Below are 13,961 nucleotides of genomic sequence, written 5' to 3'. Positions count from 1 at the left end.
GCGTCACCTGGACGGCCGCATCACAGCCAGTCGAACCTTCAGCTGAGCCCGCGATGGGCGGCCCACAGCACGCCGGCGCGGCTGGCAGCTTGGTCGATCAGGGCCACCAGCTCGGGCCGGTCGGGAACGGGAAACGAGACGTATGTGCCGCGGCCGCCGCCAGTCGGTCGGCCGTAGGCCTTTGCCGCGAGGCGCCCGTCCCGGAGGAGCCGGACGTTGAGTGTGGTCAGTGCGAACTCCTCACCGCCTCGAGTGTCGGTCCAGCGGAGCCCCTCGGGGATCGTGACATTGATCGCCAGGGCGCTCACCTCGAGTGCGACGTCGCTGCTCATGGGCGAATTTTCTCACGCGAGTCGACGTCAGCTCACGCCGCGAGTCGCGCGGTTGACCAGCGCGGCGTCGGTGAGGAAGTGCCGCGGACCCGCAGGCGGGCCTGACTACCGAGGTGCGGGCCAGTGCGCCGCTCTTCGGGGCGGGGTGAAGGCCCGCGTGGGAGGGCCGTCAAGGCCCGACGGTGCACTAGCCTGGCCGGTCTTGCTGCTCGATGTACTGGCGTAGCACGGTCAAGGGTGCGCCGCCGACGTCCCGGACGTGCTCGACGTGCGGGCGGCCCGACAGACCCAAAGCGCGCTGTTCCGCGCGCAGCCTGGAGGGAATCCTCGCCCGCTAGGGCGGGGATAACGCCAACCGGGGAGGCAGGCCGCCGGGATGCCGTTGATGCCGCTATCCCATACGCGCCCGTCGGGTACGTATCCGACGCCAGAGCAGGAACGCGGCGCCGAGGACGACGACGCCGACGACGCCGTTCAGGGCCATCGGCCAGGGGCCGCGGTGCGCGCGATTGGCGCGCTGCACCGTCAGGTCGGTCAGCAGACCGGTGGCGAGGTGCAGGTCGAAGATCTGGCAGCTCTGGGTGCCGAGCTCACAGGTACTACCGGTGTCGAAGTGGGCCAGGGTCCGGCGGGTGCCGCCGCCGAGCTGCACCTCGGCCAGCGATGTGTGACCGGCGGCGTTGACGGCCGCGACGACCATGCTGCCCGCCGAGCGCCAGCCGAGCAGTTGCACCACGTCCGGGACCGGCGCCGGTGGTGAGCTGCCGTTCGTGAGGGGCACGAACTTGACGTCGCCGACCTTCCACAGGAAGGTGCCGTGGCGGGTGTCGCCGCCGGTGGTGCCGTTGAACGGGCCGTCCGCCAGCCACGGCATGGTGGCGAGGAACCGTCCGTCCGGCGACCAGCCGACCTCGGCGGCCAACTCTCGTCCGCTCGGGATGGGAACGTTGCCGTACTCGCGGCCGTCGACGTCGATGAGGTGAGCCTGTTGGCCGACCTGCACAGCGAGCCCGCGACTGTCCGGCGCGAACGCCGCCGTCCACGCCGGTTTGATCGCCGGCACCTCGGTGCTGCGTCCGGTCGACAGGTCGAGCAGCCGCAGCGTGCCGGTGCGGGCCACCTCGCCCTCGACGACATTGACGCTGCCGAACTCGCCGGAGCCGGTGAGGGGCGCGGCGCTGTACGCGACGTGGCGGCCGTCCGGAGACCAGGCCAGCAGCCGCACGCCGACCGAATCGCCGAGCGGGATCGATCGGCGCTTGCCGGTGGTCAGGTCGACGAGGATCAGGTCGCCGGTCGCGCCGCGATCATCGCCGAGCAGCACGCGGGTGCCGTCCGGGGCGAGCAGCGCCGACGGGCGGTTCCGCTCCTCCATGGCGTCGACGCGCCGGTAGCTGTTCCCATCGGCTCCGACGACCAGCGACTGGAACATGTTGAACAGCTCGCCGTTGCCGTATCCGTAGAGGGCGATCGCGCGGCCGGCGGGCGCCCTGGTGACGGTGCTGGTGAGTACCGAGTAGCCGGCGAAGCGGTCCGGCAGACCTGGCATCCTAGCCGGGCCGGCTGGCTGGACGGGAAACGGAACGCCGGGCACGACCAGGACGGCCAGGAGGAGCACGACGACTGCCCACACCGCGGCGGCGGCGATCCGGTGGCGCCGGACCGAGCGGCGGCCCCGGGTGAGCACGCTGTCCAGGTAGCCGAGCGGCAACGGCGGCGGATCGTCCGGGAGGGTGGCGAACAGTTCTCTCATGGTGTGTCCCACCCTCCCGGCACGTAGTTCGGCAGTAGGCGGCGCAGCGCCGCGATGGCGTACGAGGTCTGGCTCTTGACGGTCCCCGCCGAGCAGCCCAGCGCCGCCGCCGTCTGCGCGACGTCGAGGTCCTCCCAGTACCGCAGGACCAGCACCGCGCGCTGCCCGCGGGACAGCTTGGTGAGCGCGGCCAACAGGTCGATGCGGTGTTCGGCCCCGGCCAGCGGCGCCGCCGAGGGCCCGATCACGTCGGCCACAGGCTGGACCCGGCGGCTCCAGGACCGCTCCCGCTCGGCGAGGTAGGCGTGGACCAGCATCGTCCGAACGTAGGCGTCGAGCGAGTCCGCCGCCGTCGCCTTCCGCCAGTGCCGGTAGAGCGCGACGAGGCACTCCTGCACCAGGTCGTCAGCGGCCGACCACTGCCCGCACAGTCGGTACGCCAGGCGTCGCAGCCACAGCATGCGCGCCTGGACGTACTCGACGTACTCTCGTTCACTCCGCAACCCGGCCTCCCACCACCACTAAGAGTGGCCCGAGACCCGTTTCGGTTGTGCCGCGGCCAGGGCCGGTTTCGAAGCCGTTTCGGGCCGGGATCAGATAATCCGGACCGCCGCCACGCCAGGATCTTGGTATCGCACGCGTCCGACCCGGTCGCGAGGTGAGGGACTGTCCGCCCGGTGACGGGTCAGGCCGCCTCCGGCCGCCCGGCTCGCGCGTGGGCGACGGCCCGCCCGCGTTCCGACTCGGGAAAGCGGTCGAGCATGGCACGCACCTCGTCGGCGCTCACGTCGGCGCCGAACAACTCGCTGCCCGGTTCGAGCCGTACGCCCTCGGCGAGGGGACCCGCGGCGACCGGATCGAAGCCGAGACGATCGACAAGCGACGAGACGACGGCGAGATCGGCTGCGTCGTCACCGGCGATCGCGATGGCCTTGCGGCCGGCTACGCCGTTCGGTCGCGCCTCGTCCTCGAGGTCGTGGTACCCCATGTGGTTGAACGCCTTGACGACGCGGGAACCGGCCAGGAAAGCCTGGACGGTCTCGCTCGACGAGGTGCGCGGGTCGGTGAGGTCGTCACGGATGCCGTCGACCTCCCACCAGTAGTTCATGGCGTCGACGATGAGCTTGCCGCGCAACGCCTCGGCGGGAATGCTGCGGTATTTGCCCAGCGGGAGGGCGAGGATGACGATGTCGGCGCCGCCCACGGCGTCGGCCGCGGTGGTAGCGACCGCTCCGGGCGTGAGCACCTCGACGGTGAGGGCGATCCTCGCCGGGTCACCCGAACCGGCGATGAGCACCCGGTAGCCGGCGGCGAGGGCGAGCCGAGCGAGCACGGTGCCCACCTTGCCGGCACCGAGGATGCCGAGGGTCTGTGGCCCGTTGTGGGCGCTGTCGTTCATGTCTTCCTTCCGGGTGCCGAAGGGGGCGTCCGTGGGCACAGTCAACTGGCCAGGATGTCGCGGACCAGGGGGATCACCCGGGTGCCGTACAGTTCCACGGCGCGCATCCGGGCGCTCACCGGCTGCGCGCCGGCGGTGTAGATGAGGTCGAACCGGCCGACGCGGAGGCTGCGGATCGCGTGGGCCATGCGGCGGGCCACGGTCTCTGGCGAGCCGATGTAGAGGGAACCGTGCGCCACCTCGGCGTCGAACTCCTCACGACGGATCGGCGGCCAGCCCCGCAGCGCGCCGATCCGGTCCCGCATGACGCGGTAGTGCGGCCAGAACAGTTCCTTCGCCTCGTCGTCGGTGTCGGCGAGGAAGCCTGGCGAGTGCATCCCGACCGGGTGCGCGGTCGTGCCGAACTGCTCGGCCGCCCGCCGGTACAGGTCGATGTAGGGCGCGAAACGCTCGGGAGCGCCCCCGATGATGGCGAGCATCAGCGGGAATCCATAGTGGGCGGTACGCACGACCGACTGCGGCGAGCCTCCGACGCCCACCCAAGTGGTGAGGCGCCCCGATTCCGTCTTCGGGAAGACGTCGACGTGCTCGAGCGGGGCACGCACGCTGCCGCTCCAGGTCACCGGCTTCTCGTCCAGCAGCTTCGCGAACAGCTCGATCTTCTCCTCGAACAGCACGTCGTAGTCGCGCAGGTCGTAGCCGAACAGGGGGAAGGACTCGGTGAACGAGCCGCGGCCGAGAATGACCTCGGCCCGGCCGTTCGACAGCGCGTCCACCGTCGCGAAGCGCTGGAACACCCGGACCGGGTCGTCCGAGCTCAGCACGGTCACGCCGGACGCGAGCCGGATGCGCGAGGTGCGGGTGGCGATCCCCGCCAGCACGGTCTCGGGCGTGGACACCGAGTACTCCGGCCGGTGGTGCTCGCCGAGGGCGATGACGTCGACGCCGAGATCGTCCGCCAGCACAGCCTCATCGACGACCTGCCGGATCGCCGCGGCATGGGACACGGGCTTGCCGGAGTCGTCCTCCGGCACGTCGCCGAAGGTGTCGAGGCCGAACACGAGGTCAGACATGGGTGGGCTCCTTCGCCAACAGCTCCCGGACACGCGGGGCGACCTCGCTGCCCAGCAGCTCGATCGTGCGTGCGCGTGCCTCACGGGGCAGGTGCATGATGTCGTACTTGAGGTCGAAGCGGCTCAGCCGCAGATCCCGGGCCACCGTGGCGATCTTCCGCGCGACCGTCTCGGGTGACCCGACGAACAGTGCCCCGTGGTCGAGCTCGGCCTCGAAACGTTGACGGTCCGGCTTGTAGAACCCGCGTTCCTCGGCGAGCTGCGCCACGACGGGCTGCCAGTACCGCCACCAGGTCTCCACCGCCTCCTCGTCGGTGTCGGCGACGAGGCCGAGCGAGTGCTGCCCGATCGGCTGCACCGAATGCCCGACCTGTTCGAGCGCCCGGAGGTAGAGGTCGACGTGGCCGGCGAACCGCTGCGGGCGTCCGCCGATGATCGCGAGCATGAGCGGGAGCCCGTAGCGGGCGGCGCGGATCACCGAGTTCGGGCTCCCGCCGACACCGATCCAGGTCGGGATGCCTCCCGCCCGCATCCGCGGATGCAGCCGCTGCGCGACCAGAGGGCTGCGTACGGTACCCGACCAGGTGACCGATTCGTCCCGTTGGAGCCGTACGAAGAGGTGGAGCTTCTCCTCGAACAACCGCTCGTAGTCCGCCAGGTCGTAACCGAACAGGGGGAACGACTCGGTCGCCGACGCGCGTCCGAGGACGATCTGGGCGCGGCCGTTCGAGACCGCGTCGAGGGTCGCGAACTCGTGGTAGAGCCGTACCGGATCGTTCGTGCTGAGCACCGTGACCGAGGTGCCGAGGCGGATGCGTTCGGTCGCCGTCGCGATCGCTGCGAGCAGTACGGGCGCCGCCGAGTCGGTGTGGCCCTCCCGGTAGTGCTCGCCCACGCTGAACACGTCGAGCCCGACCGATTCCGCGAGCCGCGCCTCGTCGACGAGCAGCCGTACGGTCTCGGCGTCGCTCAGGATCCGGTCGCCGTCGCTGGCCACCTCGCCGAACGAGTTGAGCCCCAGTTCGAAGCCTTCCGCTGTCACCGTCTCCTCCTCACGTGCGTTGCCAGGTGGCCGACCCGCACCGGCAGGCCGCCCTCGATGATTGACACGTCAAACATGCTAGCCTGCAAATTGACATGTCAATCAGGAGATGATGATGACGAAGACCACACCCGATCGGCGGAGAAGGCGCCAACTGCCGACCGCCGAGGAGCTACAGATCTGGCGGAACTTCATCGAGACGGCGGAGGCACTCAGGTCCCGGCTCGCGTCGCGCCTGCAGGTCGAGTCTTCCCTCTCGCCGGGCGACTACGCCGTCCTGCTCGCCCTCAGCGAGGCGCAGGACCGGCAGCTGCGCTCCTCGGAACTCGCCACGCACGTCGGCTGGGAACGCAGCCGACTCTCCCATCACCTCGGCCGGATGGAGCGGCGCGGGCTGATCCGCCGCCAGGAGTGTGCAACCGATCCCCGCGGGGCGGAGATCCACCTCACGCCGACCGGCGCCGAGGCTTTCCGCGGGTCCACCGTCCCGCACCTGCGCGCCATCCGCGAACACTTCGTCGACGCGCTCACGCCGGATCAGCTCCGCGCGGCGGGCGAGATCGCCGAGGCGCTCCGCGTACACCTGGACGCGCGGCACAAGGAATGATCATCGGGGAGCCTGGCTCCCCCCGGCTCACGGCGAACGAGAGTCCCCGCCGTCGGATACGGGTATGCAGGCCTGCCGGTCGACATACTTGGCCAGCTCGGCGCACTGGCCGTGGGCCAGCTCGACGACAATGGCGTTACGTCCTACTCATCCGGGTCCCAGGCCAGGAGCAGGTCGAAGAGACGTCGGTCGCCGTCGAGCTTCAGGGAGTCCACCGGAATATGGCCGTACAGAGCCAGGACCAGCTCGCTGGCCGTGCCCCGGGCGGAGGCGTCGGCCGCATCCGGGTCCTCGCCGGCAGCGGTGGCGGACATTGTGCCGGGTGTGGGCAGGCGGGCGGCCCGTGCGCCGTCGGCGGAGAGCCAGAGGCGCCAGGAGCGGCCCTCGGTGGTGTGATAGTCGACGGCAGCGGGCTCGTGCGGCCAGGCGGCCGTCGTTGCGCAGCAGGTCGACAGAAACTCGTCGACACCGTCGAGTGCCACCTCGTCCGGCAGCGATTGCGGGGCGCCCAGGGTGACCTGGGCGTCGTAGGTGTGCACCGCGATCTCCTGGAGCTGGTGTCGGGCGACGGCACCGCAGGTCTGCGGCGACTGCGACGTAGCCCACCACGTCCAGCAACCGCGATCCGGGCCAGCCTCCCGCAATGCGTCCAGTAGCTGCTGCGTCGATGCGGCCAACCAGGCCAGCAGGGCCTCGCGCTCCCGAGGCGCAGCCGGGCCCTCCGATGCGGACCTGGCCGAGGCGGCAGGCCCCGCGGCGACGGTGGCGGCCCAAGAGCGGCGCCCCTCGCCCAGGTGCTGCACCAGATCGAACAGCGTCCACTCGGGGCAGGTCGGCACCTGCACGTCGAGGCTGGGCGCGGAGGCGACCGCGGCGCGGAAGGCGGTCGACCGTTCGTCGATCAGCCGCAGCAGATCGGGGAACTCCAGAGTCTTCACCACTCCGGCTGTCTATCACCGTGCTCCGGCAGCCGGACAGCGAATTTCGCAGCCGACGCGGCGGGCCGCGCGGCCGGGCCGCGCGCCCTCGGATGACGCGGTGTCCTCATTCTGAAACGACCAGTAAGAGTGGCCCGAGACCCATTTCGGTTGTGGCTCCGCGAGTGCCGTGACCACGAATGTTCACGGTGTCGGGGTAAGGCTGCTCGGGTGGCTGGCGGACGCGGCGCTATTGGGCCAGCGGTTCGGCCGTCGCCGGTCGGGCCTGGGTCTCGAAGGCTCGGACCGTGCTGAGCAGGAAGCCGGGCAGAGTGAGCTCCCGGCCGTCCATCTCCGCGGCCACGTCAATCTCCTCGACCTCCGTGTCGACCCACTCCGGCTCGGCGAAGCCCGCGCGCAGCAACTCTTCGGTCACGCCCCAGCCCTGGCCCGCCTCCAGCGACACCGCCAGCACGAAGACGGTCGCGCCCGGCGCGGCGAGGCCCGGCAGTAGCGCGAGGTATTCGTCCGCCCCGACACCGCCGCGGCGGACGAGGCTGTGCAGCAGACCGGAGTCGAACACCGAGTCGAACGGCGCCGACGGCAATGACAGGGCCGTGGCATCGTGGACCTCGAAGTGCACCGTCAGGCCCTCGCCGGCGGCCTTGGCGCGGGCCATGTCGATCGCCACGCGCGAGATGTCGATCGCCGTTACCTCGTAGCCGCGGCGGGCGAGGGCGATCGCGAGATCACCGGGGCCGCAGCCGATGTCGAGCACCTTCGGGCCCTTCACCCCGTCGTCGAGCACCTGCGCGAGTGCCGGCTGCGGACCGCCGATGTCCCAGGGCGGCCCGCCCGAATCGGCGGTGTTGCGGTAGAGCTCGTCGTAGTCGATGTCATAGGGCTCGTCGCCATCGACCTCGGCATTGCGTCCGGTCACCGCAAACCCCCTGCACAACTAGCTCGCCGGCATGAACCTGGGCTCGACCAGCACGCACCATCCTGTCGGCATGACGCGGGTTGGAGGCGATCCTACGCCGCGGCTGCACGACCAGGGCGTGGGAACATCGACGATCGCCGGTCGCCCTGCGGCGTTCATGACGCCGATGCCGTTCACGGTGACGCCTCCTCGGTCCGGATGGCCCTGGTTGTGGCGACGGTAAGAGCGGTGGCGACTGGGAGCAGACCGTCGGTCACCCACCCGCGCAGCCCTTGTGTCGGTACGCAGACGGGGGCGACTCCACCAGCGCGACAGATCGCTACGCGGTGGTCCGGACCGGTGGGTCAGGCCGTCCTCTGGTCTGCCGGTCAGGGGCGGCGGCATCCTCGCCGCCGCCCCCGCGCTGTTCGTTCGTCAGGCCGGAGAGCCCGTCACGGTGAAGAGACGGGTACGGCCGATGTTGTCGAACGAGCCGAAGCCGACCCGCCCGGAGGTGAAGGTGGTGTCCTTCGCGGTCATCAGCGGGTCCCGGTCGTTGTCGACGTAGACGGCGATCTCACCGGTGGCGGGCAGGTGCACGACCCGCACCTTGTGCCAGTCGGCGTCGGTGATCGCCGGGTTGGCGCCGCGGGAGCGGCCGTTCCACTGGTGGTCGATCCGTTCCCGGTCGGCGTTGTTGACCTTGAAGATGCCGTTGTGCGGGTAGATCGTGTTGTCGGTGGACAGGTGCGCGTAGTAGTACTGCGTGTCCGACTGCCAGCCGAAGACGATGATCACGTCCCGGTTGCTGACCTCCACCGGCGTGTCGAGCCGTACCCGGGCGTCGATCTGCACCGACGACCAGGCCGGGCCCTTGTTGAGGATGGCGTACTCGAACGGCCGGCGCGGGCCGGGGCGGCTGACGCCGGCCTCGGCGAGGATCACCTCGTCGCCGTCGAACTGCCACTTCGACGGGGTCACCGGCGTCCAGTTCTCCGCGCCGCCGGTGTGCACCACCTTGGCGTCGCCCACGTCGCCCTCCGCCACCGTCTTCGTGCCGACCACCTTCCAGATCTTCCCGTTGGCCTTGGCCACGATGTAGATCTCACCGGCCGCGTCGGTGCCGAAGCGCAGGTCGACACGGTTCGGGTCGCCGGGCGCGCCCGGGCTGGACAGGTCCTGCATGCGTACCAGGTCGCCGGCGGTGGTGTACAGGGCGAGGCGGTGGATCGGGGCGAGGCCCTCGCCGCGGCGCATCTCGTTCGCCTCGGTGTAGAGGACCCGACCGTCGACGAGGTCACCGAAGACGTACTTGCCGATCAGGTGCGGGAGGGTTTGGCCGCGGTAGACGAACCCGCCGGCCACCGCGACCCCGACGTCCGAGGTGCAGTTCCAGCCCGGTGCCGGGTCGTGGTCGTACGCGGCGACCGGGTAGGTGTAGCCGTTCTGCGCGTCGTCGGCCGGCAGCGGGTAGAGCTTGTCGCAGGGCTTGGTCGCGGTCTTGTCGAAGACCCAGGAGCCCTCGCGCTCGCTCCAGCCGAAGTTGTCCCCGGCCCGGATCTCGTAGATCGACTCGATGGCGTGCTCGCCGATGTGGCCGAGGAACATCCGGCCGGTGGCTCGGTCCCAGCTGAACCGGTGCGGGTCACGGAAACCCACCGCGTAGATCTCGCCGAGCGCGCCGGCCTTGCTGACGAACGGGTTGTCGGCCGGGATCCCGTACCGGCCGTTGGGCGAGTTGGTGCCGCGCGGGTCGATACGCAGCAGCTTGCCGTGCGGCAGGCCCATGTTCTGCGGGTCGCCGTTGCGGTAGCCCTGGCCACCGTCACCGACGGCGAGGTAGAGCATCCCGTAGTCGCTGTCTCCCGGCTCCGCGGTCGGGTTAAAGTTGATCTCCTGAATGCCGTGGATCTGGCCGCCGAAGCCGATGCGCAGCAGCTCCCGATGAGTGCCGGAGAAGGTGTCGGCGGCCGGGTCGGTGGCCGTCCACTCGTTGATGACGCCCTGGTAGATGGTGTTGGGCTGGGCGTAGTCCGGGGTCCGGGTGGCCAGGGAGGCCTGCTCGGTGTGGATGGTGTAGAAGCGGCCGTTGTGCGCGAAGTCCGGGTGGAACGCGACGTACCCGAAGCCCTGGCCGAGACCGCGACCGGAGAAGAACTGCGGCGCGAAGGTCGCCGCCACGTCGAGGTAGACCTGCGGCACGCCGTTCTCGACCAGGTACAGGTTGCCGTTGAGGTCCGGCACCGCTCGGCGGCCCGAGCCGTCGGGCAGCTCGCTGATGGTGTTGATCCGGGCCTTGCGCACCAGGCGCTGGTCGACCGGGGCCGGGTTCGGGGTCGACTGCGGGAAACTGGCGTACTCCTGCAGGACCAGCCCCAGCCGGGACTGGATCGGCGTCTGGGGAATCGGGTCGTAGACGGCCCCGGCGGCCCGGGCGGGCCCCGCGACCAGGGTGGACAGGACGAGGGTGGCGGCAGTGACTCCGGCGGTCAGCGCGGCTCTACGGAGCCTGCCGGTGCTGCCAGCGCGTATGAACACGCGGGTTCTCCTTCTCGGTGGGACGGTGCCGAGGGATGGTCAGCGGGCCATGTAGCGGTACTGCTTGGCGACGTCGCTCGCCGGGATGACGCTGTCGAGGAACATGAGGCCGTCCATGCGGCAGTCGCACGGGTTGCGCTCCAGGGTGTTCTGCGGGAAGCTCCCGCCGATCTTGATGCCGCGCGGGTCGGTGGCGGTGGTGACGTGCGGGCCGGGGCCGGCCACCTTCCACGGGTCGCCCGCGACGGTGTAGAAGCCGTCGACCGGCTCGCCGTTGCGGTAAAGCGCCATCGTGCCGGTGGTGAAGTCGTAGGTGGCGGCGAGGTGCACCCACTCCCCCTTCGGGAGGATGGTCCGCCAGTCCTCGCTCGCGGCGAACGTCTGCGAGGACCCGCCGTCCAGCCGCCGGCCGAGCGCGACCAGGCGCAACTCGCCGTTGACGTCGATGAGTTCGAGCAGGGCCCGCACGGCGTGGCCGTCGGAGTCGCCGGTCAGCACGCCGGCCAGGCCGATCGCGTTGAACCGGTCGGTCGGGTTGGCCGTGGTGGAGTTCAGCGCCGGGCCGTCCATGTCCCGCTTGAACCAGCCCATCACGGTCGCACCTTCGGCGCCGCTGAACGCGTGCAGCGTCGACACGCCGCTGGACGACCAGGTGCCGGCCTTCCAGTCGTCGTTGCCGGCGACCTGGGGGTTGACCTGGCCGGTCTGCAGGGCGTTGCCGCTGCCCTTGTACGCCTGGTCGGGCACGCGCATGTCCGCGCCGCCGTTGACCAGCGCGATCTCGGTGCCGGAGCGGCCCTGGTCCTGCTCCAGCGCGACGTCGCCGGGCGCCGGGTGGTCAAAGTCGTACATGGCGACCAGGTGCGACCACAGGGCGGGGTGGACGTCGTACGGGCCGGGCCGATCGGCCTGGGCGGGGCTCGCCCCGGCCGTCAGCGCCAGCGCCAGCACGGCGGTGGCCGCGAGGGCGGCTCGTCTGGTTCTTCTCATGGGGAGGTGCTCCCTTCGTCGTACGAGGTGGGGCACGGACGAAAGCGCTTACGTGACGGGCGCGGAACCGGGCTCGGGTCGCTGAAGTTCGGGGGTACGTCTGGACAGGACAGAGGGCCGTCCGACCACCGGACGGCCCTGGTGAGGCTCGCCGGACGGCGGTCGGGCGGCGGCGGTGCCGCACGTACGAAAGCGCTTACGTAAGCGCTTTCGTAGCCTATGCTGTGGCTTGCGCCACAGGCAAGAGCACGGTGCGGATCAATGCTTGTCAGGAGTTGCCGATGCCCCGACCCGGTCCACGGCTGCGCCTCGCCGACGTGGCGGAACGCGCCGGCGTCTCGCTGGCAACCGCCTCCCGGGCCCTGGCCGGCCGCGAAGGCGTCAGCGAAGAGGTGGCCAACCACGTTCGGCAGATCTCCCGCGAGCTCGGGTACGTCGCCAACCCGTACGCCCGTACCCTCGCCGGTGGCGCCAGCTCCACCGTCGGCCTGATCGTCCACCAGATCGACGACCCGTACTTCTCGGAGATCGCCAGCGGAGTCATCGAGGTCGCCGCCGAGGAAGGGTTGCTGGTCCAGATCGCCCACTCCGGCCGCGACCCGGAGAACGAACTACGCCAGCTGCGGCACCTCATCGCTCAACGGGTGGGGATCATCCTGATCGCCGGGTCCGGCTACAACGACCCGCGCGTGGAGGCCGAGGCGCGTACCGAACTCGCGGGATTCCAGCGCGCCGGCGGCCGGGTCGCCGTCATCGGCCGGCACACCCTGGGCGTTGACGCCGTGCTGCCCGACAACGAGGCCGGCGGGCGCGCCATCGGCGCGCACCTGCTGGCGCTCGGCCATCGGCGGATCGCCGTCGCCGCCGGCACCCCGGGGTTGACCACAGTGGCCGACCGGCTCGCCGGGGTGGCCGCCGCGCTGTCCGCGAACGGCCTCTCCCTCGACGAGCTGCCGGTCGTACACTCCGATTTCACCCGTGACGGTGGCCGGGTGGCGGCCGAGCAGATCCTGCGCCATCACCCGGACAGCACGGCGATCATCGCGCTCAATGACGCGATGGCGATCGGCGTGCTGTCCATCCTGCGGGCGCGGCGCATCCCGGTGCCAGAGCGCATGTCGGTGGTCGGCTTCGACGACGTGTCGGTCGCGGCCGACCTGGCGCCGAGCCTGACCACCGTACGGCTGCCGATGACCGAGATGGGGCGGATGGCGCTCAACCTCGCGCTGAAGCCGAAGTCGACGCGCCCGCGGCGCCGGCCCACCGGCCACACCCTGATCGTCCGCGACTCGACCGGCCCCGCGACGGGCGGCTGACCCGGCCGTTGGCCGGCCTGGCACGGTCGGTGGGACCGGGCCAGCGCGGGCCGGCTCGCCGGAATCGACGGCCGGCCACATCCGACCCCTATGCTCGGGGATATGACGATTCAGCGGCTGGACCACGTCGGCGTCGTCGTCGACGACCTTGAGGCTGCTACTGCGTTCGTTGTCGAACTTGGTATGGAGCTGGAGGGCGAGGCGCCAGTCGAGGGACGTTGGGTTGACCGCGTCGTCGGGCTCGACGAGGTCCGATTCGACATCGCCATGATGCGGACCCCGGACGGCCACGGCCGGCTTGAGCTGACGAAGTTCCACACTCCGACGGCGGTCAGCGCTGAGCCGGAAAACGCACCGGCGAACACCCTGGGCATACGTCGGATCATGTTCGCCGTCGAAGACATTGAGGACGTCCTTGCCCGCCTGCGTACCCACGGCGCCGAACTCGTTGGCGAGCTGGCGCAGTACGAGGACAGCTATCGGCTCTGTTACGTCCGCGACCCCGAGGGCATCATCGCCGCGCTGGCCGAGCAGCTCAGCTGAAGGGTGCCGAAGGGGCCGTTCACCCAACGGATTGTCCGGGCACGGCATCAGCAAGATCCGCGGCAAGCCCGCCGCCCGTCAACGAGCCTGGACCCGAGAAGACAGGCTGATCAATTTGATTAGGGATCGTCGATGATCGTAGGTTGACGGTGTGGACGTTGTTCGGCGCTTGAGGGCTGCGAGGCGTTTCGGTGTTCACCCTGTGGCCCTTCGTTTTTAGACTGGCTTGGGGGAGGGTTCCGGTGATGTGGGTCGGTCGTGGGCGTGGGTTCTCCTGGATCGATGTGGGGGCGTTGGGTCGGTGAGCCGGAAGCTGCCGCGGGCCGAGGGTGAGGCCTTCCGTACTGCGTGCGCTCGTGGGTTGCTGCGTGCTGGGGTGGACGAGAAGACCGGCGGGGTCTTGTCTCAGGCGGTGCTTGCGCAACGGATCGGCTGGCGTGCCGACCTGGTGGGGGGGATGGTCTGCGGCCTGTTGGCTGAGCACTGGAACACGGTGGATGTGGAGGTGTTGGCCTGCGGGCAGGACGCGGGC

Annotated in this window: 13 protein-coding genes; 3 read left to right on the top strand and 10 right to left on the bottom strand. The window is 70.4% G+C overall.

All coding sequences use genetic code 11. The features are described from left to right. Positions 1–38: 38 nt before the first annotated feature. The 6 genes from ACFYOS_RS25995 to ACFYOS_RS25970 form a co-directional block, all read right to left on the bottom strand. Positions 39–332, bottom strand: a complete 294-nt coding sequence (locus ACFYOS_RS25995; protein WP_387146770.1) for a hypothetical protein — start codon at positions 330–332, stop codon at positions 39–41. A gap of 391 nt (positions 333–723) precedes the next feature. Then, the gene (locus tag ACFYOS_RS25990) at positions 724–2,085 is read right to left on the bottom strand and encodes a hypothetical protein (protein WP_387146767.1); all 1,362 of its coding nucleotides are present in this window, start codon (positions 2,083–2,085) and stop codon (positions 724–726) included. Next, positions 2,082–2,588, bottom strand: coding sequence for a SigE family RNA polymerase sigma factor (locus ACFYOS_RS25985; protein ID WP_387146764.1), 507 nt, complete (start codon positions 2,586–2,588; stop codon positions 2,082–2,084). The genes ACFYOS_RS25990 and ACFYOS_RS25985 overlap by 4 nt, the downstream gene beginning before the upstream one ends. A 182-nt stretch (positions 2,589–2,770) precedes the next feature. Continuing rightward, positions 2,771–3,523 (bottom strand): NADPH-dependent F420 reductase, encoded by a 753-nt coding sequence (locus tag ACFYOS_RS25980; protein WP_387146964.1) that lies wholly within the window; start codon positions 3,521–3,523, stop codon positions 2,771–2,773. A 2-nt stretch (positions 3,524–3,525) separates the two neighbouring features. Continuing rightward, on the bottom strand, positions 3,526–4,557 hold the full coding sequence (locus tag ACFYOS_RS25975) for an LLM class flavin-dependent oxidoreductase (RefSeq protein WP_387146761.1): 1,032 nt from the start codon (positions 4,555–4,557) through the stop codon (positions 3,526–3,528). Beyond that, on the bottom strand, positions 4,550–5,599 hold the full coding sequence (locus tag ACFYOS_RS25970; RefSeq protein ID WP_387146758.1) for an LLM class flavin-dependent oxidoreductase: 1,050 nt from the start codon (positions 5,597–5,599) through the stop codon (positions 4,550–4,552). Before ACFYOS_RS25970 ends, ACFYOS_RS25975 begins: the two co-directional genes overlap by 8 nt. Before the next feature lie 115 nt (positions 5,600–5,714). Here ACFYOS_RS25970 and ACFYOS_RS25965 point away from each other — a divergent pair, with 115 nt between their 5' ends. Continuing rightward, the gene (locus tag ACFYOS_RS25965) at positions 5,715–6,206 is read left to right on the top strand and encodes a MarR family winged helix-turn-helix transcriptional regulator (RefSeq protein WP_387146755.1); all 492 of its coding nucleotides are present in this window, start codon (positions 5,715–5,717) and stop codon (positions 6,204–6,206) included. 143 nt (positions 6,207–6,349) lie between these two features. Here the strand turns inward: ACFYOS_RS25965 and ACFYOS_RS25960 are convergent, their stop codons facing one another. The 4 genes from ACFYOS_RS25960 to ACFYOS_RS25945 all read right to left on the bottom strand — a co-directional run bounded on the left by ACFYOS_RS25960 (position 6,350) and on the right by ACFYOS_RS25945 (position 11,570). Next, complete coding sequence (locus ACFYOS_RS25960) at positions 6,350–7,147, bottom strand: maleylpyruvate isomerase family mycothiol-dependent enzyme (protein WP_387146752.1); 798 nt, start codon at positions 7,145–7,147, stop codon at positions 6,350–6,352. Positions 7,148–7,373: 226 nt separating this feature from the next. Then, positions 7,374–8,063 carry a class I SAM-dependent methyltransferase gene (locus ACFYOS_RS25955; protein WP_387146750.1) on the bottom strand — a complete coding sequence of 230 codons (690 nt, stop codon included), beginning with the start codon at positions 8,061–8,063 and terminating at the stop codon, positions 7,374–7,376. A 414-nt stretch (positions 8,064–8,477) separates the two neighbouring features. Beyond that, positions 8,478–10,580, bottom strand: a complete 2,103-nt coding sequence (locus ACFYOS_RS25950; protein WP_387146747.1) for a PQQ-dependent sugar dehydrogenase — start codon at positions 10,578–10,580, stop codon at positions 8,478–8,480. A 39-nt stretch (positions 10,581–10,619) separates the two neighbouring features. Then, positions 10,620–11,570: a LamG-like jellyroll fold domain-containing protein gene (locus tag ACFYOS_RS25945; protein WP_387146744.1), complete on the bottom strand. Its 951-nt coding sequence runs from the start codon at positions 11,568–11,570 to the stop codon at positions 10,620–10,622. A gap of 281 nt (positions 11,571–11,851) precedes the next feature. On the opposite strand from ACFYOS_RS25945, the gene ACFYOS_RS25940 reads away from it, so the two are divergent. Further along, positions 11,852–12,886 carry a LacI family DNA-binding transcriptional regulator gene (locus ACFYOS_RS25940; RefSeq protein WP_387146741.1) on the top strand — a complete coding sequence of 345 codons (1,035 nt, stop codon included), beginning with the start codon at positions 11,852–11,854 and terminating at the stop codon, positions 12,884–12,886. A 102-nt stretch (positions 12,887–12,988) separates the two neighbouring features. Further along, complete coding sequence (locus tag ACFYOS_RS25935; RefSeq protein WP_387146738.1) at positions 12,989–13,429, top strand: VOC family protein; 441 nt, start codon at positions 12,989–12,991, stop codon at positions 13,427–13,429. Positions 13,430–13,961: the final 532 nt, after the last annotated feature.

This window comes from Micromonospora sp. NPDC005806 (assembly GCF_042871425.1).
Lineage (GTDB): Bacteria > Actinomycetota > Actinomycetes > Mycobacteriales > Micromonosporaceae > Micromonospora.
This window is presented reverse-complemented; position numbering and strand designations above follow the sequence as displayed.

What these genes read in the sequence shown, in the direction of transcription:
- ACFYOS_RS25995 (WP_387146770.1), bottom strand. Translation starts at nt 332, where the DNA reads ATGAGCAGCGACGTCGCACTCGAGGTGAGCGCCCTGGCGATCAATGTC.
- ACFYOS_RS25990 (WP_387146767.1), bottom strand. Translation starts at nt 2,085, where the DNA reads ATGAGAGAACTGTTCGCCACCCTCCCGGACGATCCGCCGCCGTTGCCG.
- ACFYOS_RS25975 (WP_387146761.1), bottom strand. Translation starts at nt 4,557, where the DNA reads ATGTCTGACCTCGTGTTCGGCCTCGACACCTTCGGCGACGTGCCGGAG.
- ACFYOS_RS25965 (WP_387146755.1), top strand. Translation starts at nt 5,715, where the DNA reads ATGACGAAGACCACACCCGATCGGCGGAGAAGGCGCCAACTGCCGACC.
- ACFYOS_RS25945 (WP_387146744.1), bottom strand. Translation starts at nt 11,570, where the DNA reads ATGAGAAGAACCAGACGAGCCGCCCTCGCGGCCACCGCCGTGCTGGCG.
- ACFYOS_RS25940 (WP_387146741.1), top strand. Translation starts at nt 11,852, where the DNA reads ATGCCCCGACCCGGTCCACGGCTGCGCCTCGCCGACGTGGCGGAACGC.
- ACFYOS_RS25935 (WP_387146738.1), top strand. Translation starts at nt 12,989, where the DNA reads ATGACGATTCAGCGGCTGGACCACGTCGGCGTCGTCGTCGACGACCTT.